This window comes from Enterococcus sp. AZ040, assembly GCF_050499185.1.
GTDB classification, from domain to species: Bacteria; Bacillota; Bacilli; order Lactobacillales; family Enterococcaceae; genus Enterococcus_D; species Enterococcus_D entomosocium.
In genome coordinates this window covers 2,364,584-2,388,487 of sequence record NZ_JBMHEW010000001.1, presented here as the reverse complement: position 1 = coordinate 2,388,487, position 23,904 = coordinate 2,364,584, and the positions used below count along the sequence as shown (strand labels likewise).

At 45.3% G+C, this 23,904-nt stretch carries 21 protein-coding genes; 14 read left to right on the top strand and 7 right to left on the bottom strand.

Annotated elements, in window-relative coordinates; all coding sequences use genetic code 11:
• Positions 1-138: 138 nt before the first annotated feature.
• Entirely contained in the window at positions 139-423 is a 285-nt protein-coding gene (locus IGK63_RS10960; protein WP_005234711.1) for a hypothetical protein, read from the top strand.
• A gap of 70 nt (positions 424-493) precedes the next feature.
• Here IGK63_RS10960 and IGK63_RS10955 read toward each other — a convergent pair whose 3' ends face one another.
• Positions 494-997 carry an isochorismatase family cysteine hydrolase gene (locus IGK63_RS10955; protein WP_016613606.1) on the bottom strand — a complete coding sequence of 168 codons (504 nt, stop codon included), beginning with the start codon at positions 995-997 and terminating at the stop codon, positions 494-496.
• Between the two features lie 242 nt (positions 998-1,239).
• Between IGK63_RS10955 and IGK63_RS10950 the strand changes: the two genes are divergently transcribed.
• From IGK63_RS10950 to IGK63_RS10910, 9 genes are all read left to right on the top strand, one after another.
• Positions 1,240-2,556 carry an ABC transporter substrate-binding protein gene (locus IGK63_RS10950; RefSeq protein WP_008379010.1) on the top strand — a complete coding sequence of 439 codons (1,317 nt, stop codon included), beginning with the start codon at positions 1,240-1,242 and terminating at the stop codon, positions 2,554-2,556.
• Between the two features lie 132 nt (positions 2,557-2,688).
• The gene (locus tag IGK63_RS10945; RefSeq protein WP_005234717.1) at positions 2,689-3,600 is read left to right on the top strand and encodes a carbohydrate ABC transporter permease; all 912 of its coding nucleotides are present in this window, start codon (positions 2,689-2,691) and stop codon (positions 3,598-3,600) included.
• Complete coding sequence (locus tag IGK63_RS10940) at positions 3,600-4,460, top strand: carbohydrate ABC transporter permease (protein ID WP_086373181.1); 861 nt, start codon at positions 3,600-3,602, stop codon at positions 4,458-4,460. The genes IGK63_RS10945 and IGK63_RS10940 overlap by 1 nt, the downstream gene beginning before the upstream one ends.
• A complete protein-coding gene (locus tag IGK63_RS10935) occupies positions 4,457-5,059 on the top strand; it encodes a hypothetical protein (RefSeq protein WP_016613603.1) in 603 nt (200 codons plus the stop codon). Before IGK63_RS10940 ends, IGK63_RS10935 begins: the two co-directional genes overlap by 4 nt.
• Positions 5,060-5,200: 141 nt before the next feature.
• Positions 5,201-6,235, top strand: coding sequence for a LacI family DNA-binding transcriptional regulator (locus IGK63_RS10930; RefSeq protein WP_016613602.1), 1,035 nt, complete (start codon positions 5,201-5,203; stop codon positions 6,233-6,235).
• A 99-nt stretch (positions 6,236-6,334) separates the two neighbouring features.
• Positions 6,335-7,669 (top strand): PTS sugar transporter subunit IIC, encoded by a 1,335-nt coding sequence (locus IGK63_RS10925; protein WP_429972499.1) that lies wholly within the window; start codon positions 6,335-6,337, stop codon positions 7,667-7,669.
• A gap of 53 nt (positions 7,670-7,722) precedes the next feature.
• Complete coding sequence (locus tag IGK63_RS10920) at positions 7,723-8,190, top strand: hypothetical protein (protein ID WP_034872321.1); 468 nt, start codon at positions 7,723-7,725, stop codon at positions 8,188-8,190.
• A gap of 8 nt (positions 8,191-8,198) precedes the next feature.
• A complete protein-coding gene (locus IGK63_RS10915) occupies positions 8,199-10,436 on the top strand; it encodes an alpha-galactosidase (protein WP_016613599.1) in 2,238 nt (745 codons plus the stop codon).
• Positions 10,433-12,487 (top strand): beta-galactosidase, encoded by a 2,055-nt coding sequence (locus IGK63_RS10910; protein ID WP_016613598.1) that lies wholly within the window; start codon positions 10,433-10,435, stop codon positions 12,485-12,487. Before IGK63_RS10915 ends, IGK63_RS10910 begins: the two co-directional genes overlap by 4 nt.
• Before the next feature lie 74 nt (positions 12,488-12,561).
• Here IGK63_RS10910 and IGK63_RS10905 read toward each other — a convergent pair whose 3' ends face one another.
• Positions 12,562-13,398: an NAD(P)H-hydrate dehydratase gene (locus IGK63_RS10905; protein WP_034872317.1), complete on the bottom strand. Its 837-nt coding sequence runs from the start codon at positions 13,396-13,398 to the stop codon at positions 12,562-12,564.
• Between the two features lie 159 nt (positions 13,399-13,557).
• Here IGK63_RS10905 and pepV point away from each other — a divergent pair, with 159 nt between their 5' ends.
• Complete coding sequence (gene pepV / locus IGK63_RS10900; protein ID WP_008378990.1) at positions 13,558-14,982, top strand: dipeptidase PepV; 1,425 nt, start codon at positions 13,558-13,560, stop codon at positions 14,980-14,982.
• Between the two features lie 220 nt (positions 14,983-15,202).
• The gene (locus tag IGK63_RS10895; protein WP_016613595.1) at positions 15,203-15,496 is read left to right on the top strand and encodes a hypothetical protein; all 294 of its coding nucleotides are present in this window, start codon (positions 15,203-15,205) and stop codon (positions 15,494-15,496) included.
• 143 nt (positions 15,497-15,639) lie between these two features.
• On the opposite strand, the gene IGK63_RS10890 is transcribed toward IGK63_RS10895, so the two are convergent.
• Positions 15,640-15,846 carry a hypothetical protein gene (locus IGK63_RS10890; protein ID WP_008378986.1) on the bottom strand — a complete coding sequence of 69 codons (207 nt, stop codon included), beginning with the start codon at positions 15,844-15,846 and terminating at the stop codon, positions 15,640-15,642.
• Positions 15,847-15,979: 133 nt separating this feature from the next.
• A complete protein-coding gene (locus tag IGK63_RS10885; protein WP_008378984.1) occupies positions 15,980-16,288 on the bottom strand; it encodes a DUF5960 family protein in 309 nt (102 codons plus the stop codon).
• A gap of 162 nt (positions 16,289-16,450) precedes the next feature.
• Here IGK63_RS10885 and IGK63_RS10880 point away from each other — a divergent pair, with 162 nt between their 5' ends.
• Positions 16,451-16,801, top strand: coding sequence for a hypothetical protein (locus IGK63_RS10880; protein WP_008378982.1), 351 nt, complete (start codon positions 16,451-16,453; stop codon positions 16,799-16,801).
• Positions 16,802-16,921: 120 nt separating this feature from the next.
• Here the strand turns inward: IGK63_RS10880 and IGK63_RS10875 are convergent, their stop codons facing one another.
• Positions 16,922-17,665, bottom strand: a complete 744-nt coding sequence (locus IGK63_RS10875) for an NADPH-dependent oxidoreductase (protein ID WP_034872315.1) — start codon at positions 17,663-17,665, stop codon at positions 16,922-16,924.
• Positions 17,666-18,014: 349 nt separating this feature from the next.
• On the opposite strand from IGK63_RS10875, the gene IGK63_RS10870 reads away from it, so the two are divergent.
• The gene (locus IGK63_RS10870; RefSeq protein WP_016613591.1) at positions 18,015-20,666 is read left to right on the top strand and encodes a cation-translocating P-type ATPase; all 2,652 of its coding nucleotides are present in this window, start codon (positions 18,015-18,017) and stop codon (positions 20,664-20,666) included.
• 58 nt (positions 20,667-20,724) lie between these two features.
• Here the strand turns inward: IGK63_RS10870 and IGK63_RS10865 are convergent, their stop codons facing one another.
• Together IGK63_RS10865 and IGK63_RS10860 are read right to left on the bottom strand one after the other, a co-directional pair.
• Positions 20,725-22,863 carry a transglutaminase-like domain-containing protein gene (locus IGK63_RS10865; RefSeq protein WP_016613590.1) on the bottom strand — a complete coding sequence of 713 codons (2,139 nt, stop codon included), beginning with the start codon at positions 22,861-22,863 and terminating at the stop codon, positions 20,725-20,727.
• Positions 22,860-23,903 (bottom strand): DUF58 domain-containing protein, encoded by a 1,044-nt coding sequence (locus IGK63_RS10860; protein WP_005234735.1) that lies wholly within the window; start codon positions 23,901-23,903, stop codon positions 22,860-22,862. Before IGK63_RS10860 ends, IGK63_RS10865 begins: the two co-directional genes overlap by 4 nt.
• Between the last annotated feature and the right edge of the window lies 1 nt (position 23,904).

The following is a 23,904-nucleotide window of genomic DNA, read 5'->3' as shown; positions in this document are numbered from 1 at the left end:
TCTTCATCAATGGTTTAAAAAAAGAAAAACAGATGATTTGCTAAAAAAGTGAAAGCGTGACACTATTAAAGTGAAGCATGCATGTGTTACGAGTATCTATTGGAACCTGCATCAACCAGTGACAAGAAATGAGGAGGGATGATCATGGATCTAACGATTCGAGGAAAAGCTTCTTGCACCAATTGCAATGAAAACTTTGATGGGAAGCTGGTCGTTCATTTACAAGAAGACAGCGAGGGGCAATTAACCATGGTACCACCGTTGGAAACGAATGAATTGGCAGAAGATGAAATCGCTATTCATTATACTTACGGGGAAGTGAAGGAAGCCATTGAAGGAACCTTCGTATGTCCAAACTGTCAGACTGAAAATGAGGTTCGGATTGAAATTCCGACCGAGCTATTAGATGGCTCAATGAATTGAATGAATAATTAAATTGAAAAAGCTCCCTGTTCCTTGAACAGGGAGCTTTCGTTATTTATTGGTCATTGGTTTATTTTGTCCCATCAATGATTTGGACATTGAAGTCTCGTAAGATGTCGAGTCCTTGCGACTCGTGATTTTTACCGGCGACTAATGTTTTATTGATGGTGAAATCAGCGTCAGGAAAGGCGCTTTGGATCTCGATCGTATTGGAAAGGACACAGATGTTGGTTTCAACACCGGTGATTTCGATTTTCTTTTTTTCCTCGGGTTCAAATAGATTTTTCTTGATGTCGATCAAGACTTCAGGTGGAATACTGTAATAGTATTTCTTGACGACTTTTTCATTTTCGAGAGGCTTAAGTTCTGGGATAAGCTGCAGGGCAGCGGCTTCTTCATCAGGCGTTCCTTTGACTTCGATTGGGATGTCGCGGGTGTGTAAGATGTACTCCCCATTCGCCCGCGCTTGTTCTAGGCGCTTGGCGATTCGTTTGACGAGAGCGGCGCTATCTGGCACATACGCTTCGTTCTCTTCATCGAGAATTTGGTTTTGCATATCGACAATGACTAGCATGTGGTTACTCCCTTTCTATAAACATCGTTTTTCAAATGATCTAACGAGAGGTTGAAAAATAGGTGCTATTTCTATGATGCCCCACTTTTTTTAAATTTTCAAAGAAAACGCTCTTCTTATCGTGAAACGGTAAAAATGTTATTTTTTTATTCGAATAACGATGCTTTTTGTTTGCTGAAAAGAAGAAGTAGTGATAGCTTTTAAATAGTACATTAAAAATAAATGAAAGTAGGTTAGGTTAAATGAGAAAGTTATTTTATATGGGGACTTTGCTTTTTTCAGTTGGTGTACTGGCGGCAGGATGTGGCAATAGCGAAACCGCTGATTCCTCGGGGAATGAGTCAGCAGATGGCAAAACGACGTTGGATTTTTGGTCCTTCTGGGGGTCTGGTGCAAGACAAGAAGTAATTGAAGAAATTATTGATGATTTTAATGCGTCACAAGATAAAATCGAGGTCAAATACAGCTACCAGCCTTGGGGCGATATTTGGACAAAATCACTGTCGTCGATCACTGCTGGTAATCCGCCTGATGTTATTGTACAAGATATTAATTCTGTTGCTCAGCGGGCAGAAGCGCAGCAAGCAACAAATTTAAGCGAGTATATCGAAGAAGGCTTTTCTGATGAATTTTATCCGCAATTATGGGATACGGTGGAGTATGAAGGGGATGCGTATGCTGTTCCTTTCAATACAGATACGCAAGTGATTTTCTACAACAAGACACTCTTTAAAGAGGCAGGTATCAGTGAAGAGCAACTGCCCCAAACGTGGGAGGAGTTAGAAACAGTTGCTCGTAAATTAGATGTCAAAAACGGTGATGACTTTGAGCGGATCGGTTTTTACCCATTGTGGAATTTAGGCGCCGATGTGTGGGCCTTGAATGCCGACGATGGCGTCAGCTGGTTTGACAAGGATGAGAACGTCAAAATCGATACAGACAACAAAGTGGAAGCGTTGGAATGGATCTTAGACTGGCAAGAGTATTATGGTCAAGATACCATCAATCGGTTAGAAGCTGAATTTGGTTCAGGTGTTGCCGATCCATTCATTTCTGGATTAGTGGCGATGCGTGCGCAAAACATCAACTACTACTCAAGTTTAGCGGAAAATGCACCGGATGACTTTGAATTTGGGGTCATTCAAATTCCTGAAAAAGAAAGTGGTTCTGGTCACTGGTCATGGGGTGGCGGGTTCGTCTTAGAAGTGCCATACGGAGCCAAAGATCCTGAAGCGTCCTATGAGTTTATCAAATACTTGTCGACACCAGAAGTTCAAGAGAAATTTGGTGAGAAAAGCTTTGATATCATGGCGAATCGAACAGCCAACGAAAACTTGGTCAACAACGACAATCTAGATGAAAACGGCCAAATGATCTACCAAATGGCAGATGAAAACTTTGCCAATACGGTGATCACACCTGTACCATTGACAGCGCCTGATTTCAGCAGTCTTGTCAATGAACAGATCGACCAAATCATGCTGGGCAGCAAAACACCGGCTGAAGGGTTGGCAGATGCGCAAAAAGCGGTGGAAGATCTTGTTGAGCAAAACAAATAAACCTCAAAACGAGCGTTTTTAAAAAAGAAGGAAAGTCCAGTCGGTTAGCGGACTGGGCTTTGCTTTCTGCTTTGCGAAGCGGACATGTTTTCTTGAACAAACAATGAGTAAAAATAGAATGGAGTGGAAGGAATGCCAAAGAAGCGTTCAAAAAGTAAACGGCAAGAAGCTCTTTGGGGCTACTTCTTCGTAGCACCATTTTTGCTTGGGTTCGTGGTGTTTATGTTAGGGCCCATGCTGTTTTCCTTCGTAGGAAGCTTTACCGATTACAATCTGACTTCAAAAATGAATTTTATCGGCTTTAAGAACTTTACCCGCATGTTCACGCAAGATACCCTGTTTTGGAAATCTCTTTATAACACGGCGTATTTTGTACTCTTCAATGTTCCCTTAACAACGTTATTCAGTGTTTTTCTAGCCACTTTACTGAATCAAAAAATCCGCGGAATCAGTTTTTTCCGAACGACCTTTTACTTACCAGCGATCCTTTCAGGGGTTGCCGTCTACGTCTTATGGATGCAATTATTATCTCCTTCCGCAGGATTGATCAATACCTTCTTGAGCTGGTTCAATATCAAAGGTCCGGCATGGCTGTTTGATCCAGAATGGACGAAACCAGCGTTGATTTTGATGAAGATTTGGAGTTCAGGGGGCGCGATGCTCTTGTATCTAGCTACCTTGCAAAATATTTCGCCGACGCTGTACGAATCGGCTGAGATCGATGGAGCGGGGGTTTGGGCGAAATTCAAAAATATTACGATTCCTTTGATCACGCCGATCATCTTCTATGATGTGATTACTTCAACGATCGGTTCTTTTCAAATTTTCCAAGAAGCATACGTGATGACCAAAAATGGTACCGGCGGTCCGGCGAATTCGTTGCTATTCTATAATTTGCATATGTGGAACAAAGCATTTGTTGCCTTTGATATGGGTTATGCGATGGCAATGTCGATGATCTTGTTCTTGATCGTCTTAGTCTTGACCTTTATCAATCTCAAGCTGGCACCACGCTGGGTTCACTATACCGGAGGTGGCAGCTAATGGAAATGACGACAAAAACGCGAAGCAAATCAAGCCAACAGCGAGTCAAGAAAATCATCAGCTATGTGGTGATGTCGATCATCGGGATCGTGCTGCTGATTCCGTTGCTGTGGATGGTCTTTACGTCATTGAAACCGATGGAGGAGATCGTGCGTTACCCGCCGACCTTTTTCCCAGAAGAAATCAATCTTGGCAATTATTTGGAGACCATCAACGCCTTTCCTTTTTGGCAGTATGCAAAAAATACGTTATTCATTACTGTCTTAGTGGTCTTCGGGAATATCTTATCAAATTCCTTCATTGCTTATGGTTTTGCAAAATTAGCCTTTCCAGGAAAAAATCTGATCTTTGCCCTCGTCTTGTCTACCATGATGATTCCTGGCTTTGTGACGATGATCCCGCAGTATGTTTTGTTTTCCAAAATCGGCTGGGTCGGCACCTATCTGCCGCTGATCGTTCCAGCGTTTTTCGGCAACGCCTTTAACATTTTCTTGATGCGGCAGTTTTACTTGTCCGTCAACAATGAATTGATCGAAGCCGCTAAGATCGATGGCGCCAATCATCTTTATATTTGGAGCCATCTAATGATCCCATTGACGAAACCCGCACTGATCACCATCGCCATCAACTCCTTCAATGGGGCGTGGAATGATTTCTTAGGGCCGTTACTGTATATTCAAAACCAAGAAAAGTACACGCTGCAGATTGGCTTGCAAGTCTTCCAAAACCAATCAACGACCCAGTGGAACTACTTGATGGCAGGAGCAACGCTTGTGTTATTGCCGACGATCTTGCTGTTCTTCCTCGCACAACGCTACTTTATTGAAGGAATGGATCTGACGGGAGGTTCCAAAGGATGAGAACAAAAGTTACCCCGCAACGCTTGAACCAAGCGCTGTTGACTGGCATCAACTGGCTTCCGCATTTACTGGTTTTACAAGGCATGTGGCTGTTGTTTTCCTTGCCTTTGATCACCAGTACCACCGCTAGTCGAGCATTGATCGAGACGTTGACGGAACTGCGGAACGATGGCTTGGAGGCAAGCAGCAAAGCTCGTTTTCAGCAGGCATTTCATCAACAGTGGACAACAAGAAAAGGGCAAGACCGTTTGCTCAGTCTATTCTTCCTGCTGCTTTTGGCGGACAGCTTTATCTTTAGCCGTTTGCAGCACCCGCTGTTTCAGATCGCTAGTTACGCGTTAGCGTTCACCTTTGGCTTGTTTTGCTTGGTCTTACTTTATCAAACGAGGCTGCTTCACACCTATCCGCAGCAGCCCAGCTCATTGTTTTATAGTTTTTATCAGTTTGCTCGTTCACCCAAACGAGTACTGGCGCATCTTTTAGCAACAGTGACGCTTGTCTTGACCTTTTTGCTGTTTGGTCCAGTCTACTTATTGGTCTTAGGAATCAGCACCTTGTATTTAGTCAATGTCGTGCTCTGTGACCAAGCGCTCAAATAGAAAACAAATGGGTATCCCGAAACTTCCTTAGTGAAAAGCTAAGGAGTTTCGGTTTTTTTGTGAAAAGAAGGTTGACAGGGCCAAAAATTATGCCTATGCTGAATGTAAATTTAGTAAACAGTAAACAGATGAGGTGCAGCTATGGCAAGTATGAGAGATATCGCGAAATTAGCCGGGGTGTCGGTAGCAAGTGTTTCTAGAATCCTTAACAATGATGAAACCTTCAGTATCAATGAACACACGCGTCAACGAGTCATTGAGATCGCCAACCAAATGAATTATTCAAAAGAAAAAAATCAACCCCATTCCCGTGAAGTCGGCGACCAAAACACGATTGCCATTATTACCCGCCACGATCGAGAGTCGGAAAGAAACGATCCGTATTTTATGATGATCCGCAATGGGATCGAAAAGGAAGCGGCGAAGTGGCGCTTAAAAACGATTCGGGCCTTTTCCATGCGGGAGCCTCAAAAAGATTTGGCACAATTGGCGAAGTATGGCGCAGTCATTATTATTGGAGAGATGACCAGCGATGCTTTGGCAGAGATCAGTCAGCAAAATGCCAATATTATCCTGGTGGATAATTATAGTGAAGCACCCAGCTACGATTGCATCCAAACCGATTTTGCCCAAAAGACCCACCAGATCCTCACGATGTTAAAAGAGAAGGGTCATGAGCATATCGCCTTTGTGGGTGGTGTTGCCAGCCGAGTCACGATTTCTGGCGAAGTCGTTTACGATGAACAAGAGATTCGAGCAGAAAACTACCGCCAATGGATGCTGCTCAACAAATTGGAAAAGTTCACAACCGTGCTTCAGGGGAAGTGGTCACCGGAGACCGGTTTGCATTTTGGTCAGCAGATTGCGCAAATGAATCCTCGCCCCACAGCGATCGTCGTTGCCAGCGATCCTATGGCAGTCGGGGTTTACAAGGCACTCGCTGAAGCGGGGCTATCGATTCCTAAAGATGTGTCAGTCGTTAGTTTTGATGATATCGAAATGGCGCAATTTATGACGCCCGCACTGTCCTCCGTCAAGATGAAAGCCGAAGAGATGGGGCAGATGAGTGTCGAATTAGCGAAAAATAAAATCCTAGGGGTGCGGACGATGCCGGTTCGCGTCGTTTGTGGCAGTGAATTGATCATTAGAGAATCGATTGCCGAAAAAGATCAGTGACGTCTGATCTTTTTTATTTTAGGGGTTGTGTAAACATTAACTAAACAACTATACTGATTGTAGTAAACGTTTACAGTTAAAAATAAAGGAGAAAACGAAATGAAGTTTATTGATAAATTAGCCGAAAAGATGGTGCCTTTTGCTCAGATCATTGCCAACAACAAATACTTGTTAAGTCTGCGTGATGGGTTTATGGTCGCTTTTCCTGCGACAATGTTTGCGTCAATTATGATTATTATTCAAAATCTGCCTGCTACTTTCGGACTCTCGGAAAAACTTCCAGAGGGATTCATCACGTTTCTAAACGACTTTTTTGGTCCTATCGGAAATGCGACCATGAGTATCACCGCTATTTTCGTTGTTTTTGGGATCGGCTATCAGTTGGCTGGCAAATATGGACAAGCCAAATTATTTGCGGGTGCCATCTCACTGTCTTCGTTTTTGATGCTGCTGCCTTTTGGCTCATCCGAAGAGTTAGGTACAGTGATCCCCTTGTCGAAATTAGGGGCTGAGGGAATGTTTGTCGGAATCATCACGGCCATTATCGCTACGCAGATCTATTGCAAAATCAGTGCGGCTGGGCTGACGATCAAAATGCCAGATTCGGTTCCGCCAATGATCGCAGAATCATTTGTCGCCATCATTCCTGGGGCGGCACCGTTGTTCCTTTTCAATTTGATCCGCTACTTGTTCACCTTTACTTCATGGGGCAATGCCGTTGATTTCGTTTATGAAATTCTGCAAAAACCATTGATGGGCTTGGGCGGTACGTTGCCAGCAGTACTGATCGCCGTCTTGTTCACCCAATTCTTCTGGTGGTTTGGGATTCACGGTACCTTGGTGGTCAATGCGGTGATCGATCCAATCATGAATGCGTTAGCGATCGAAAACTATGAAGCCTACAAAGCAGGGGCTGAACAACTGCCTCATATCATTAACACTACGTTTATGGGCGTGTTCGTCAATCAAGGAATGCAGTTGGGGATCTCGATTACAATGGCCTTCTTTATCGCTCGTTCGATTCGGATGAAAAAATTAATGAAGACAGTGATCGCTCCATCTGTTTTCAACGTATCTGAACCGATGACCTTTGGTTTGCCGATCGTCTTGAACCCAATCGCTTTTGTCCCATGGATCTTAGCGCCATTAGCCAGTACGACGATCTCTTACTTTGCGATTGCCGCAGGTTTGGTTCCGCGGCCAATCGGAGCAACGGTTGTTTGGACGACCCCGGTCTTCTTATCTGGTTGGTTAGGCACGGGTTCTGTTGCCGGCGCAATCTTACAGTTAGTGACGGTTGCCGTAATGACCTTGATCTGGGTGCCATTCTTGATCGTAATGGATCGTGGGTACTTGAGAGAAGAAAAAGCGGAAGCGGCATTAAATGAACAAGCGGCATCTGAGACGATCAATCAAAGGGTAGAAGAAAGATAAGCCCAGAAACGTAAAGGAATGCAATAAGCGCATCCTTTAGAAAGGAATTTGTGATGAGAACCGATACATTGTCTTGCAGTTATCAAATGAATACCACACCTACGGACTTTTCCCGTGTGTTATTGGCGGAACAAGAGAAATTCTTTCTAGCCAAACAAGCCCAAGAACCGTTCGGGGAAGGTTGCCGTATTGAAACGATGATTCAAACCAAAACCGCTCCGCGGATGGTACCAGCCGTTATGACGGTCAAAAAAATTGCCGCTGATGAGCTGTGGCTTCGTACGACCCATGAAGAAGGAGTGATCGATCAACGGTATAGTTTTGCTCCAGGACGAAAAGGGAAGCTGCAAGTCACGTATTCGGAACAAAGCCGTTTTGAGCAGCAGAAAACAACCTACAGCTTTATGTTGGCGGCGCTGTTTTACAAATTCTTTTTCAATCGTGGTGTCAAAAAACGCTTGCGTTATCTTGAAGCAGCTTGTCAACGAGCAGGGACAAATGAAAAAAATGGGGAAAATTGAGGATAGCAATGATAGAAATAAAGAACGAACAACTCTTTCACTTATACAATGAAAAAATCAGTTATATCATAAATGTGTTACCAAATCAGCAACTGGGTCATGTCTATTTTGGGCCATCTCTAGGCACACTGGCGCCGTTTGATCAAGCGTACCTTGAGAAAAAAGAGAATAAATCGGCAGGAACCGTCAAATTTTTTGAAGCAGACAATCTTTTTACCTTGGCAGACCGTTTTCAAGAATTGCCAACGTATGGGACTTCTGATTTTCGAGAAGGGGTAGTGTCGGTTTTTGAGGAAGAAACCCCACTTTATGTTGATTTTAAACTTGTGGCTTTTCACTGTTTTGAGGGCAAAGAACGAAAGCTGGCGCAACCAGCCAGCTTCGCGGCTGCCGATGAAAGCCAAAGCATCGTCTTTGAATTAGTAGATCAAGAGCGACAGCTGGAAATGGCGATCACCTATACGATCTTCAAAGGATCAGGAACCATCACGAGGCAGCAGACACTGACCAATACGGGAAGCAAGCCTAGAACCATCCAGCGCTTTTTGAGTGGTGTCTTGGAGCTGAAAAATCGCGATTTTGAACTGCTGCATCTTTCAGGCGCATGGCTGAAAGAACGGCATATCAAGACGGTCCCTTTGACCCAAGGGACGATCAGTGTTGGCTCGTTAAAAGGAGCGTCTGGTCATCAGCACAATCCTTTTGTCGCCTTAAAAGAACAGCAAGCCACCAATGACACTGGTCACGTCTACGGTGCCAACCTGATTTATTCTGGTAACTTTTTGGCGCAAGCAGAAATGGATGAATGGGACAACGTTCGATTGATGTTGGGGATACATCCTGAACATTTCAGCTGGCAGCTTTCACAAGGAGAAACCTTTGAAGCGCCGGAATGTCTCTTCACCTTCACCGCTGCTGGCCTGAATGGTTTGAGTCAAGAATCCGCCCAATTTATCGAAAAGCATGTGATTGCCCCTTATTGGCAAAAGCGGCAGCGGCCGATCGTCTTTAATAACTGGGAAGCGACTTATTTTGATTTTAATGAAGAGAAGCTGTTGACCTTAGCCCAAGAAAGCAAGGCGTTAGGGATGGAGTGCTTTGTGCTGGATGATGGTTGGTTTGGAAAACGTAACAACGACCGCAGTTCATTAGGCGATTGGGTGGCGGACCCTGCCAAATTTCCAAAAGGAATCGGCTCTTTTGCTGAGAAAATTCATGCCATGCAGCTGCAGCTGGGGATCTGGTTTGAACCGGAAATGGTTTCGCCAGATAGTCAGTTGTACCAAGAGCATCCTGAGTGGGTAGTCAAGCATCCTTATGAGCGGATCTCTGTGGGGCGCGGGCAATACGTGTTGGATTTTGCCAATCCAGCAGTGGTCGAGGCAATTTTCGAAGCGATGCAAAAAGTGATCCTTGAAACCAAGCTGGATTACATCAAATGGGATATGAACCGCAATATCACGGAAGCTTACTCTCCTTACTTAGCGGAACAGGGAATTTCTCAGACGGAGTTTTATCATCGTTATATTTTAGGCCTTTATCGCTTATATGAAAAAATCTTAGCGGCGTTTCCGACCCTTTTGCTTGAAGGCTGTGCTGGCGGCGGGGGCAGATACGATTTGGGGATCTTGTTTTACAGTCCGCAGATTTGGCCTAGTGATGATAGTGATGCAGTGGAACGTTTAGCCATCCAAAGCGGAACGTTGCTAGGGTATCCGTTGTCCTCCTTCAGCAATCACGTGTCGGCGGTACCAAACCACCAAGTCGGCCGGGCAACTTCTTTAGCCTTTCGGCAAACCGTCGCAATGTTTGGGCCATTGGGGTATGAACTCGATCTCTTTCACTTGTCTGAAGCTGAAAAGCAGGCGATCAAATCCCAAATCGTTTTTTATAAAAAGCAGCGGCAATTGCTGACCTTTGGTACTTTTTATCAGCTGCAGCAGTTGGAACATGCCAATGAAAAAACTTGGGCGGTGTATGATCCGCAAAACGAAGAAGCATTGGTTGCTTTCTTTCGCGTGTTGGCACAAGCCAATCCGACGGCGGAAGACTTTTTGCCCGCAGCCTTTCTCGATGGCCAACAGGTGTACCAGGTCAATGGCGAACCCGTCTCTGGTCAGCTGTTAAGACAATTAGGGTTGCGTAAACCTTATCAGTTTAATGCCGTCAACCATGGAACGGCGCAAGTCACTGGCGATTTTCAATCATTTGTATACCATTTACAAGCCAAAAAAGGAGCAGAATGATGAGCAATCAATTGTTTGATCAGCAGTTTATGCATGGCGGGGATTACAACCCCGATCAATGGCTGGCTTATCCAGAAATCTTGCAAAAGGATCTTGCTTATATGCAGCAAGCCCATGTCAACACCGTCACATTAGGGGTGTTTGCTTGGAGTGCCTTAGAGCCGCAAGAAGGCGTTTATCAGTTTGACTGGTTGGATCGTGTGTTTGATCAGATCCATGACATCGGCGGCAAAGTCATTTTGGCCACTCCTAGCGGTGGGCGTCCTCAATGGTTGAGCCAAAAGTATCCCGAAGTCAATCGGACCAACGCCCAAGGACAAAAACATACCCATGGGTTTCGCCACAATCACTGTTACTCTTCACCGATCTATCGGGAAAAGGTGACGCAAATCAATCAACAGTTGGCAAAACGTTACGGCAAGCATCCGGCATTAGCCATGTGGCATATCTCCAATGAGTACTCTGGGGAATGCTTTTGCTCCTATTGTCAGGAAAACTGGCGCAGCTGGCTGCAAAAAAAATATGGTGATTTAGCCACGTTGAATCATGCCTGGTGGACTTCTTTTTGGGGCGGTACGTACTCTGATTGGTCGCAGGTTTTACCGCCTTCACCTTTAGGGGAACACAAAGTGCATGGCATGGATCTTGATTGGAAACGATTTGTCACAGATAGGACGATCGATTTTTATTTGCATGAATGTGCGCCGATCCGTCAGCTGACACCGGACATTCCTGTGACGACGAATTTTATGGCGGAAGGACATGCTACCCAAGACTTTATTCCTTTGGAAGGCATTGACTACAGCAAGTTTGCTCGTCATGTGGACATCGTTAGCTGGGATAGTTACCCTGATTGGAACAACAACTTTGAATCTTTGGCAGCGACAGCAATGAAATCTGCCTATGTGCATGACCAGTACTGGTCTTTGAAGAAACAGCCCTTTTTAGTGATGGAATGCACGCCGAGTTTTGTTAACTGGCATTCCTTCAATAAAGCGAAAAAGCCTGGTGTCCATCAGTTGAGTGCCATGCAGCAGATCGCTCACGGCTCAGATAGTACCTTGTATTTTCAATGGCGCCAATCCCGCGGCAATTCAGAAAAATTCCATGGGGCAGTCGTGGGACATGATGATTCCACGGAGAATAGGGTCTTCAAAGAAGTTGCGGCTTACGGCAAGCGCTTGGAAAAAATCAAAGAGATTCAAGGAACCACAAGAAAAAAAGCAGTGGCGATCCTTTTTGACTGGGAAAGCAACTGGGCATTGAAGCGAGGCGGCGGGTTTGGTCGACCAACCAGACGGTATCCGCAAACGTTGCAGGAGCATTATCGTTATTTCTGGGAACAAGACATCGCTGTCGATATTTTGACGCCAGAGCAAGATTTTTCTGACTATCGGTTGGTGATCGCTCCGATGCTTTACTTGATGACCTCGGAGACGATGGCAAAACTTTGCCAGTACACGGAAGCTGGTGGTACCTTGATTTCCAGTTACTTTAGCGGCATGGTCAATGAAACCGACCTGTTGTATCTGGGGGGCTTGCCACAGCCGTTGCGAGGGTTATTAGGCATCAACGTGCTGGAGCTGGAAACTCTTTTTGACACTGAACACAATCAAGTGGTTTTTCAAGGACAGCCCTTTGAAACACGGGACTATTCTGCAATCATCGAAGCCGAAACAGCGGAGGTACTAGGGGTGTATCAAACGGATTTTTACCAAGGAACACCTGCGATCACCAAACATACCTTTGGTGCAGGCACCGCCTACTATCTGGCGGCTCGCACCAACTATGACTTTTTCGAACAGTTTTATGCCTCTTTGGTCCGTGAGCTGTCCTTGGCAGAGGAAAGGATCGCGCATGCCAATCCTGCAGTCTCGATCCAAGGCAGGATCAGTCCAGAACGAACGTACTTTTTCATCATGAATTTTTCTGAGAAAGAGCAGACACTACACTTGATCAAAGAAGTCGTTGATTTAGAGACCAATCAAGCAGTCCCTCAAACAGCAACCTTGGCGCCGTATGAAGTGCGAGTGGTTTATTTTAACAATTAGCTGACCATTGGAAAAAACGTCCCTTTCGACAAATGCAGAAAGGGACGTTTTTTTGATGAATGGTTTATCAGAAATCATTCTGGATCGGCTGCTTGGTGCTTTTTCATCCATTGAGGCAATGCGGCACTGATTTGTGTCGGCAACACGACATAGTGCTCTTCTGCCAATGCTTCGCCAATCAGGCTATGGAGATAGACAGCCGCGTGGATCGTTTCCTCTGTTTTTTCAAACTGTGCCAAAAAGCTGGTAATCATGCCTGCCAGCGTATCACCCATCCCACCAGTCGCCATTGCGGGTGTTCCGAGGGGATTTTGGGCGATGCTGCTACCGTAAATTTGCGTGCGATGGCTTTTTAAGACCACCAGACTTCCGAGTTTTTGTTGGGCTTGCTGATTGTTTTCTTCGGTCTGGTCGGCAATTGCCAGTCCGCTGAGCCGTTGCCATTCCATCTGATGCGGCGTGAAGACGACTTGTTCAGGAAAGGGGATGATCAGCGGATATTTGGCAGCCAAATTGATCGCCGAACCATCGATCACCAACCATTGGTGTTCTTTTTGGGCAGAAACGATCCGCTGCAGCAGATCAAAATTGCTTTTTCCTTCTCCTAATCCGGGACCAATCAGTAGGACGTCCGCCGATTCGGTGACCGTATCGATCAGTTCTGTTTGCTGCCAATCGACAAACATCGCTTCAGGCAAGCGGGCGTGCAGGGCGGTTCGATTGACGCCATCGGAGATCACAGTGGTCAAACCAGTTCCCCCATATACACAGGCTTGCGCCGCCATTAAGATCGCCCCACCGAATTGGCGGTTGCCCCCTACTAAAACGGCCCGGCCAAAGGTACCTTTGTGGCTTTTTGTCGGGCGCTGTTGGATCACTTTGGATAAAATCGCAGAATCAAGTTGCACCATGCAATGACTCCTTTCGTTAATCAAAATCGAGTTATATTTATTATACCTGTTTCCTAGAAATTTCATAGAAAAGACCCGTGGAAAAAGGCGCAATTTTTTTTCCTTTTTTGGTTTAAGAGTGTTATCATAAATAGCGAGAACAGAAATGGAGGGAACACTATGACAATCGATTGGAAAAAAGAGGTCGAAGCCCGCAAAGACGATTTGCTGAACGACTTGATTGATCTATTGAAAGTGAAAAGTGAAAGAGAAGATGATAAAGTGACTGCGGACGCGCCATTTGGTCCTGGACCTCGTGATGCGTTGCTACACATGCTAGCTTATGGTGAACGTGATGGCTTCACAGTCAAAAACGTCGATAATTACGCTGGTCACATCGAATTTGGTGAAGGAGACGAAACATTAGGGATCTTCGGTCACATGGATGTTGTTCCTGCAGGTGACGGCTGGTCAACCGATCCTTATGATCCAGTCATCAATGACAACAAAATCTATGCTCGTGGTTCTTCTGATGATAAAGGTCCTTCAATGGCCGCCTATTATGGGATGAAAATCATTAAAGAATTGGGCTTGCCATTATCGAAAAAAATCCGTTTTGTCGTTGGTTCTGATGAAGAAAGCGGCTGGGCAGATATGGATTACTACTTTGAGCATGAAGAAAAGCCTGATTTTGGCTTCTCGCCAGATGCCAATTTCCCAATCATCAATGGGGAAAAAGGGAATGTGACATTAGGGATCCATTTCCAAGGCAACAATGAAGGAGACTTCACGCTACAAAGCTTTACTGCTGGCTTGCGGGAAAATATGGTACCAGGAACGGCAACGGCAAGCTTCATTGCTCCATCAACAGAAGAAGCATTAGCGATCGAAAAAGCCTTTTTCGATTACGTCGAAGCCAATCCAGTGACGGGCACGATTGAAACAGAAAATGAACAAGTGACGATCGAATTAGTCGGTAAAGGTGCTCATGGTGCCAGCCCACAATCAGGAATCAATGCGGGGACTTTCTTAGCAGTCTTCTTAGATAACTATGCCTTTGGCGGCGGCGCAAAACAATTCATCCATGCAGCAGCAGCCTATGTCCATGAAGATTTCTACGGTGAAAAATTAGGTGTGGCGTACGAAGACGAAAAAATGGGTAAATTGACTATGAATGCTGGCTTGTTTGCTTTTAAAGCGAACCAAGCAGGAACGCAAGCAGACAACTTTATCGCATTGAACTTCCGTTATCCTAAAGGGGTAACTGCGGAAGGACTTGAAATCGGTGTGGAACGCACCGTCGGTATGGAAGGGGCCACCGTTACTCGAAATGACCGCAACATGGAACCTCACTACGTGCCAGCAGATGATCCATTGGTAGAAACTTTATTGGCGGTTTATGAAGAACATACCGGCGAAAAAGGCTTTGAACAAATCATCGGCGGCGGCACATACGGCCGTCTATTGAAACGCGGCGTTGCCTATGGCGCAATGTTCCCAGGCTATGTTGATACCATGCACCAAGCCAATGAATTCATGAGCTTGGATGACCTATTCAACGCAGCGGTGATCTATGCAGATGCTATCTACCGTTTGGCGAAATAAAGAGATATTGATACCGTCTATTCTTTTTTAGCGGAGTCGATTTATTGATACTTAGATGAATAGAGGCAATAAAGGAATAGCAGTACGACTGATTGTTTTAATCATTGTCGTACTGTTATTTTATTACTTTAGAAAATAAATATTTTATTTTCGTTGGGTTATTTTATTATTGACATCAAATCATCCGAATGATTTACTTTTTGTAAGGAGTTGAAAAGTGATGCCTGATTTGGTGAAATTTATTTTGGTTATTCTGGCGATTTGGGTGGTTTATCAAATATTTACGACGGTTTTATTTACCCTTTCCCAAAAAGCAGTTGCCAAACGAATCAAAAGCGGGAAGATGTCTGATCAGCAATTGGCGAATTTGTACCACGCTGTAGCACGAGCAAATCAAGGAAGCAATTTCCAAGCGATTTTCTCTTATGGGCTCTTTTACCGCAGCCATGCAAAGCAAAGTGATGCGGTCTATGAACTGTATCGCGCGGAAATGGCGAAAAGAAATCTGCTGTAACCAACTGTGAAGCAACTGTTTTCGAGAATATTGCTCGAAGTAGCAAAAAAGCCTAGGTCCTGTACAACAAGTGCAGAACCTAGGCTTTTTGGGTATTTACTGGGCAGCAAGCTGTGACAGATAAACACAGCTCTTTGCTTCAGCTATTTCTTGTCTTTGTTGCTTTTTTGATCCATACCGGCACCGATCGCTACACCTAGTGCGATGCCTAAACCCATGCCTAAAGCCAGGTTGTCAAAAAACAGCATCCCAAATGCAGCACCTAAGGCCATTCCGACACCGATCCCCAATCCCATATTGTTAGAAGCGGCTTCTTTTTCTTCAGACGTTTGCGGCGGTTTTTTCGTCATTGTGAAAAACCCCTTTCTTTTTAGTATAGAGGGGTTTTGTTTTGATGACAAACATTCGAACTGCTGCTCAGTGATTTTCATGAGGAGAGAGCAGCCGCTTGGTACAGTAATCGGGGGGGGGGGAACCATTGGTCTATCTTCCGCCGGGCAAATAGTTACGCTCGGGGTTGTAGCGGCGAATGATCTTATTTTCAGCAAGTACGTGCTCATAATAATAAACAGGCGCATCCTTAGTCTCTAGTCGAAAAACAAAGACGAGCGGAACCTTTAAGACGGAATAGCGCGCGGGGATCGCAATATATGATTTTTGATTGCGCTCCATCGTCAATGCGAATTCATCAAACAAAAGCGCCACTGGTGTGGGAAAGTTTACCAATTCATAATAGTGTTTTTCAAATGCATAGGTTTCTTGTTTTGCATAAGCGATTTTTGCAGCTGGCATACGCATTCACCTCACTTGAATTATACGAACGTTTGTTCCGTTTGTAAAGTGGAAAATCGCCAGACGAGGAAAAAGGGGGTGCGTTCTCTATGAAAAAGATGTTTTGCTAACAAGAAATTTGCTACACTAGAGGAAAGAAGGAATCAAAAAGGAGCAGATACCATGGATTATGAACGCTTTGCACGATTACAGGCACGCTTTACCGATGAAAAACTGCTGACCAATGAAGGGTTCTATCGGTTGCGCTTGTCAGGGAAGGCGCAGTTCGAACTAGCCTTTATCAAAACTGGACCTTGTGGCGAGTCTGTCTACCAGCCACTGATCAAGGGCACTTTTTCTGAAAAAGAAGCAATCCCTACCTATTTGCTGGATCTTGCGGCGCAACCTATGACGCAAATCAGTCAGCGAACCTCCGAAAATGCAGCCGTGTTAGATAAAGCATTCGTAGAATTAATGGAAAAATGTGAGCAGGCAGTTGCCGTCAACGAAACCGCACAAGAAGCCGCACGTTAATTAGCGCGACAAAGATACAAGAGCCGCCTGAACCTGATTTTTTACACCAAGCAAAAAAACGATCCTGACAAGATTCCTTGCCAAAGATCGTTTTTTATTTTCCCGTGGTGATTAGTGTCCTCATTCGCCGAAGTGGTCTGAGAAGCCTTGTTGCTTCATAAAGGCAGCGACATCTGGACGTCGCGGTTCACGGAAAAATTCCGTCATTTTCGTTTGCCAATTGGTTTGCTGTTGATTGCTGCTGCGCTGTGCATAATAGGCTTCCGTCGTTTGGTTGTACTGGGCTGTTTGCTCCTGCGTCAGCGGTTGATACTGATCGACACTTACGATCGCTTCTTGAGGCAAGCGGACTTTCGGCTCATTTCTATGTTGCGGATAACCGATCGTCAAGCCGAATAACGGAAACGTCAATTTTGGTAAGCCGACAAGTTCTGCGATACGAGGCAAATCATTGCGGATGCCGCCGATGTAGCAAATTCCTAAGTCTTGTGCTTCAGCATATGCTACCATATTTTGGGCAGCGATCGTCGTATCAACGACAGACACAATAAACGGTTCCATCGTGGTTAAGTGGGTATCCGGCACCCCTGCTTGGGTCAGCAGCTGCTGATGCTTATGTAAGTCGGCGACAAAAAGATAGAAGACCCCCGTTCGAGTGATGTAATTTGGGGCACCGGCAATTTTTTCGATGGCAGCCAGTTTTTCAGGATCACTGACCTCAATGATCGAATAAGCTTGAACAAAGTTCGAACTGGAACCACTTTGGGCAACCGTCACTAATTTTTGCTTGAGTTCCTTTGATAGTGGCCGGGGTTGAAAATCTCTGACAGAGCTGTGGCGGGTAAAAGTATCAAAAAGATCCATCGTTTTTCCTCCTGTAACGTACAAATTTCTTTCTTCTTTAGTGTAACAGAAAAAAAGGAATGGGAACAAAAAGAATGTTTTCAAAAAATTTTCAAATTGATGTTTTATAGTTGCCAAGAACAACAGTTTCCGTTATGATAATGATACATTCTTATTATTATTCCTTAGGGGAGTAACCGGTGGCGCAAGCTGCGATAATATCAACAGTAAGTAAGCTGGCGACAGCTTTCTGGTATTATTTGAAATGGTGAGACCTAAGACAAGCGTATACTTGTCTTAGGTCTCTTTTTTTCTAGCAGAGTGCCTAAGGAAAATAAAATTAAAAGGGGCAAAAAAATTGGCGAAAGAAATGTATCAAAAAGAAATCTCGGAAATTATGGCAGAGGTCCAGAGCAGTCCAGAGGGGTTGACGCAGCAAGAGGCAGCCAAGCGGTTAGAAAATGGCCTGAACCAGCTGAAGGAAGCACCTAAGAAATCAAGCTTTGCCTTATTCTTAGATACCTTCAAAGATGCGATGGTGATCGTCTTGTTGATTGTGGCAATCATCCAAATGGTTATGGGTGCACACGTTGAGTCCATCGTTATCTTCGCAGTACTCTTGTTGAATTCCGTCGTCAGTGTGATACAAACGAAAAAAGCCGAAGGATCGTTAGACGCTTTGAAAAGCTTGTCAGCACCAGATGCTAACGTCATTCGGGATGGCAAAGAACAAAGTGTGCTGGCGAAAGAATTGGTTGTCGGCGATATCGTTATTTTAGAAGCTGGGGACTATGTACCAGCAGATGGTCGATTGATCGAAGAGGGTTCTTTGAAGGTCGATGAAGGAATGCTGACTGGGGAATCAACGCCAGCGGAAAAAGAATTAGGTGTGATCGATCGTACCGCACCGATCGGCGACCGTGACAACATGGTCTTCAGTGGAACGATCGTCACTTATGGACGTGGTCGGTTTATCGTAACCGCGACTGGTAATGTGACGGAAATCGGTCAAGTGGCTGGCTTATTGGAAAGTACAGTTGAACACAAAACACCATTGCAACGAGGACTGGACAGCTTCAGTAAAAAACTGAGCTTGGCGATCTTGGTCCTTTCATTGATTATTTTAGGGGTTCAAGTAGCACGGTTGTTCTTAGGTGACGGAACAGGTGATATGACGGAAGACTTAGTCAACGCCTTTATGTTTGCGGTAGCCGTAGCCGTTGCAGCGATTCCAGAAGCATTGCAATCGATCGTGACGATCGTCCTTTCGATCGGAACAAAACAAATGGCGAAGCGTCATGCCATCATTCGAAAACTACCAGCGGTTGAAACATTGGGTTCAACGAGTATCGTTTGTACAGATAAGACAGGGACCTTGACCCAAAACAAAATGACCGTTGTTGACTACTATTTACCAAATGGGCAAACGGGCACGTTCCCCGATGAGCCAACTACCTGGACATTGCCTGAAAAACGCTTAGTAGAGATCAGTGTCTTGGCAAATGATGCTGCCATCAGTGAAGATGGGGCGAAGCTAGGAGACCCTACTGAAATTGCTTTTCTGGATTACAGTGAGAAACTAAATCAGCCATATCGGGCGATTCGTCAACAGTTTCCTCGTTTGCAAGAATTGCCTTTCGATTCTGATCGTAAATTGATGTCCACCTTACATGAGATCGATGGCGAACATTTGTTGTTGACCAAAGGTGGTCCAGACATCGTCTTTGGCCGCAGTACCAAAGTCTTGATCGATGATCAAGTCGTGCCTTTAACAGATGAAATTAGAAATAAATTGCAGCATCAAAACGAAGAATTCTCAAAACGGGCATTACGGGTCTTGGCGTTTGCTTACCGTCCATTGACTGATGCCCAATCACGAGAATTGACACTTGAGGATGAAAACGAGTTGATTTTGGTTGGTTTGATGGCGATGATCGATCCTCCTCGTAAAGAAGTCAAACAAGCCGTAGCGGATGCTAAATCTGCTGGTATCAAAACAGTGATGATCACAGGGGACCACAAAACGACAGCCGTGGCGATCGCACAAGAGATCGGTATTTCAGCCGAGGGCGACTTAGCTTTGACTGGTACGGAATTGGATGCTCTTTCTGAAACCGAACTAGCGGATCAATTAGACAAAATCACGGTTTATGCTCGTGTTTCGCCGGAAAACAAAATCCGTATCGTGCGGGCTTGGCAAGACAAAGGCAAGATCTCTGCCATGACCGGAGATGGAGTCAATGATGCACCCGCCTTGAAACAAGCGGATATCGGGATCGCAATGGGAACCGGAACGGACGTTGCCAAAGATGCAGCGGCGATGGTCTTGACGGATGATAACTTTGCCTCGATCATTCGTGCCGTAGAAGTTGGCCGAAACGTCTTTGACAACATCAAAAAAGCCATTTCGTATTTGTTTGCTGGAAACTTAGGTGCGATCATTGCGATCGTCTTTGCCTTAGTGATGGGTTGGGACAATCCATTTACTGCCTTGCAGCTACTCTTTATCAACTTAGTCAACGACTCATTACCAGCAATTGCTCTGGGAATGGAAAAAGCCGAACCAACCATCATGCAACGTCAGCCTAGAGATCCAAATGCAGGTATCTTCACTGGAAAAACTTTGATCTCAGTAACGTATCGCGGTATTTTGATTGCCGCTGTCGTGATTTTGGCACAATGGTTAGGGATGAGCCAATCACCTGAGTTAGGTGTAGCGATGGCCTTCTCAACACTTATCTGGAGCCGGACATTGCAAACATTGCCAGCACGCTCAAATACCGAGACTGCTTGGCAAGCTGGCCTTTTTGCCAATAAAATGGTGTGGTTGGCGATCGTCGTTTGTGGTGGACTATACAGCATTACCTTGATTCCTGGCATCCGTGAAGTCTTTGCGATTCCAGCAACCTTCACTTTAGGACATGTCGGTCTATGTATCGCAATGGCTGCTGTGGCAGTTGTTTTGATGGAAATCACAAAGCTGATTATTATTGCCGTTCAAAAACGTCAAGGAAACGCCTAGAGCAAAAAACGTATCGATCCTTTGATCGATACGTTTTTTTGTCGTTTCTCCTCACCGCTTAGTTGATTTTTTTCAGCTGACTGATTTGGGCAGCGACTTGCTTCAAGAAGGCTTCTTGGCCAGCCGGCTGTTCTTGACTGTAAAGGTAGGCTTCGTATTGCTGCGTCAAGCGGATAAAATCACCATGAAACAGTGGATAGAATGCTTCGAGTCGTTGGGCATAATCGATCAACGGCTCCGCCTCGTTACGGTACAAAACTTTCGTCGTTTGCCTTAAAAACAAAGGATAGGCAGCAACTAGCGGCTGTTTGTTAAAGCGGCAGATCAACCATAAACGAATACGGAAAAACGAATGGCGGAAATAGAAAAGCAGGCCAAGTCCTAGGAGAGCTAAGCCTCCAAAGAAGCCATTGCGCAGCGTTTGTTTCAGCTCCTCAGTCAACCAAACATCATTGGTAACCGAGGCTGTTGCAGAACTGCTGGTCGTGGTTTCACTACTTTCTGTTTCCGTGCTGCTCGTTGGTGTTGTCTCGCTGCTAGCGGTCGGTGTTTCTTCTGAGCTAGTAGATTCTTCGGTCAACACGGGACGATCTGGATTTTGGAAACTAGGTGTCGGTTCAAAAGGCACCCAACCGTATCCGTCAAAGTAGACTTCCACCCATGAGTGGGCATTCAAGTTACGGACAGTATAAGTAGTGATGCCGTTTTCTGTCACGGGGGATCCAGGAGAAAAGCCTTTAGCCCAGCGAGCAGGGATCTCTAAACTCCGTAGTAGCACGACCATTGCCGTGGAAAAATTGTCGCAGTAGCCGACTTGTGATTCAAATAAAAATTGATCAACGTAATCTTGCTCTTCTGCAGGCACGACGGCATCGGTCTTGGAATAGCGGAATACGAGCGGATCTTTCAAATAGCTTTCAATTGCGGTGACTCGGTCAAACAGACTGTTGCTGTCAGTGGTGATCGCAGCGGCGAGATCTCGTACCCGCTGCGGCAAAGAATCGGGTAATTGGATATAATCGATCGGAGAATCCGGATAGATCAAAGGCAGATTTTGAAGATTTTCTGCGGAAAAATCTGGATGGTCCCAATCGAGGGTCAAGGCCGTGTCTGGTAGCGAATCAATCAAATCGACCCGTTGAATAGCGTCGCTGATTTGAAAGCCACGCGCGCCGCTTTCAAGGGATAACCTACTGCGGCCATAGGGCAATGGCACATAGTCTCCATGGTTTTGGAATTGGATCCGCACTTGTTCATTCTCAGGATAGGTTTGTTGATAGCTCTGGTCAGCGATGGTGACATCGTCTGCTTCCAAGCGAACGTCTTCGCGGCTCGTACTGATCCAGCCTTTACCAGAATAAAAGTCTTTGCTTTCCACCCGCCAGTAATGCGGGGTTTCTTGTTGCGCTTCAAATAAAATCGTCGCATCATCAAGTAGTGGTCCGCCTAATTGACGATCATTTTCACTGAAACCCGTGCGAGAACCAGTGGGGGTGCCATGTTCTTCAATAAATTGATAAAAACCCAGCTGATTCAGATTTGTCCGTATAGGCGTGGAACGGGCTGCCAACTGATCCCGCACGCTCGTTTGCGGCAAGTAGACAGCAGTGACGGCTAAGCCACCAATCAATAGCATCACACCAAACCAAGGGGCGATCGTTTGACTGGATCGAAAGGTGCTGCGCTGGATCAGTGAAGAAGCCAGTGCGCAAAGAAAAATACCAATCAAATGCCACGTCAAGTCAAATTGATTAAAAATCACGACTGTCAGCAAGTAGCCGATCATGGTACCGTAAATCAAGAAAAAGCGTTGATAAGCAATCGGTAAGATCGCTAAAAACAAGACCCAACTAACGATCAATGTCACCGCCGCCAGTTCGGTGATATAGCCGACTTCACCACTGAGGATCTCTTGAAAGGCACGGTGCAGGTCTAGCAAAAAACGCAGTAGCCAGTCAAAAGAAAAGGCAGTCCCATAAGGAAAGATCCGATACAAGACGATCAGCCAAGCGGCTGCCAGCAAAGGCAAACTGTAACGGACTTTCGGCACGACGGTCAAAATCAAACAGATACTAAAGGCATAAGTTAACAGGGTGAACTGATTGCCAAGGTCATAAACTGCGATAAACGGCAAGATCACCAGTGATAGACTGAGAAGGGTCAAAAGACCAATCAGTGCTTTCTTAATAAATCTCATCCTACCACCTCCTCAAGTTCATTCAACTGCCTCATTAAATCAGCGTAGGTAAACACTTGGCAGCTGTTTTTTGCTTCCAACTGACTGAGGTAGTTTTCCAGTTGTGGGGTGAAAACCGGGGTAATGAAGATAAGATGGCTGCCAGTCAAGAGCGGTACCCCTTCAGGAACTTTCTCGAAGGGAAGGATCTGGGCATAGGCAGCGGCATCCGTTTGGTAAGGAGAAGTCAATCCGTCACCAATCAAGAGCGGCTGAAAAAGTCGTTGATTTTGTGAGAAATGGTGGATCGAATAAAACAGTGTCAAGGTCTCTTCAAAAGCAGGATGATCTTCTCCCCAAAAGAGCAGAAAGATGTCTTGTTCTTCTTCGTATTCTCGTTCGCGATAGATCAATTCCTGTTGTTTGCTGGATAATTTCCAATCGATATTTTTTAATGAATCCCCTAACTGGTATTGACGGAACTGTCGAATAGAAAAATTGGGTTCCCCATGGGTTTGGCTGCGGACTTGCTGTTTAAAAAATGGCAATAGGGCAACGGCTTCTAGCTTCAATTTCGGTAGGATCAAAATCGATTGTTTCGCACCTGCAGCGTAGCTTTTTTCAAAAAAGCCAAAGAGATCATGGCTGTACAATTGAACGGGCAATTCTTCATAGCTGCCGCGCTCCTTTGGGGTCCAAGGCAGATGGAGCCGAATCAGATTGCCTCGATAAAAGGCGCTGTGATGACTATTCTTGAAACGATCGTCAAACTGCAAGGTGAAATCGACCAGCGGCAGCAGCGTCGGGCGATACTTGAAGACTTGCAGCGGTAAGGTGATCGCTGTCTGTGTTTCAGCTTGGATCGATTCTTCTAAAACGATTTGGACCTTCTTGAGGGAGGGCAGCAAGAATACTGCGTCAAGCAACAATAACAGAGTCAGTAAAAACCAGAGGCTCCAACCGGCATTATTATTAAAGATCACACAGTAAGCCAGCAGCAAAAAATAGGCAGCGCTAAACAACAGGAGGCGCAGCACGCGTTCAAGCTTTTTTTTCTTCATC

Coding starts and splice junctions, on each gene's coding strand:
- IGK63_RS10960 (WP_005234711.1), top strand. CDS start 139: ATGATCATGGATCTAACGATTCGAGGAAAAGCTTCTTGCACCAATTGC.
- IGK63_RS10955 (WP_016613606.1), bottom strand. CDS start 997: ATGCTAGTCATTGTCGATATGCAAAACCAAATTCTCGATGAAGAGAAC.
- IGK63_RS10950 (WP_008379010.1), top strand. CDS start 1,240: ATGAGAAAGTTATTTTATATGGGGACTTTGCTTTTTTCAGTTGGTGTA.
- IGK63_RS10945 (WP_005234717.1), top strand. CDS start 2,689: ATGCCAAAGAAGCGTTCAAAAAGTAAACGGCAAGAAGCTCTTTGGGGC.
- IGK63_RS10940 (WP_086373181.1), top strand. CDS start 3,600: ATGGAAATGACGACAAAAACGCGAAGCAAATCAAGCCAACAGCGAGTC.
- IGK63_RS10935 (WP_016613603.1), top strand. CDS start 4,457: ATGAGAACAAAAGTTACCCCGCAACGCTTGAACCAAGCGCTGTTGACT.
- IGK63_RS10930 (WP_016613602.1), top strand. CDS start 5,201: ATGGCAAGTATGAGAGATATCGCGAAATTAGCCGGGGTGTCGGTAGCA.
- IGK63_RS10925 (WP_429972499.1), top strand. CDS start 6,335: ATGAAGTTTATTGATAAATTAGCCGAAAAGATGGTGCCTTTTGCTCAG.
- IGK63_RS10920 (WP_034872321.1), top strand. CDS start 7,723: ATGAGAACCGATACATTGTCTTGCAGTTATCAAATGAATACCACACCT.
- IGK63_RS10915 (WP_016613599.1), top strand. CDS start 8,199: ATGATAGAAATAAAGAACGAACAACTCTTTCACTTATACAATGAAAAA.
- IGK63_RS10910 (WP_016613598.1), top strand. CDS start 10,433: ATGATGAGCAATCAATTGTTTGATCAGCAGTTTATGCATGGCGGGGAT.
- IGK63_RS10905 (WP_034872317.1), bottom strand. CDS start 13,398: ATGGTGCAACTTGATTCTGCGATTTTATCCAAAGTGATCCAACAGCGC.
- pepV (WP_008378990.1), top strand. CDS start 13,558: ATGACAATCGATTGGAAAAAAGAGGTCGAAGCCCGCAAAGACGATTTG.
- IGK63_RS10895 (WP_016613595.1), top strand. CDS start 15,203: ATGCCTGATTTGGTGAAATTTATTTTGGTTATTCTGGCGATTTGGGTG.
- IGK63_RS10890 (WP_008378986.1), bottom strand. CDS start 15,846: ATGACGAAAAAACCGCCGCAAACGTCTGAAGAAAAAGAAGCCGCTTCT.
- IGK63_RS10885 (WP_008378984.1), bottom strand. CDS start 16,288: ATGCCAGCTGCAAAAATCGCTTATGCAAAACAAGAAACCTATGCATTT.
- IGK63_RS10880 (WP_008378982.1), top strand. CDS start 16,451: ATGGATTATGAACGCTTTGCACGATTACAGGCACGCTTTACCGATGAA.
- IGK63_RS10875 (WP_034872315.1), bottom strand. CDS start 17,665: ATGGATCTTTTTGATACTTTTACCCGCCACAGCTCTGTCAGAGATTTT.
- IGK63_RS10870 (WP_016613591.1), top strand. CDS start 18,015: ATGTATCAAAAAGAAATCTCGGAAATTATGGCAGAGGTCCAGAGCAGT.
- IGK63_RS10865 (WP_016613590.1), bottom strand. CDS start 22,863: ATGAGATTTATTAAGAAAGCACTGATTGGTCTTTTGACCCTTCTCAGT.
- IGK63_RS10860 (WP_005234735.1), bottom strand. CDS start 23,903: ATGAAGAAAAAAAAGCTTGAACGCGTGCTGCGCCTCCTGTTGTTTAGC.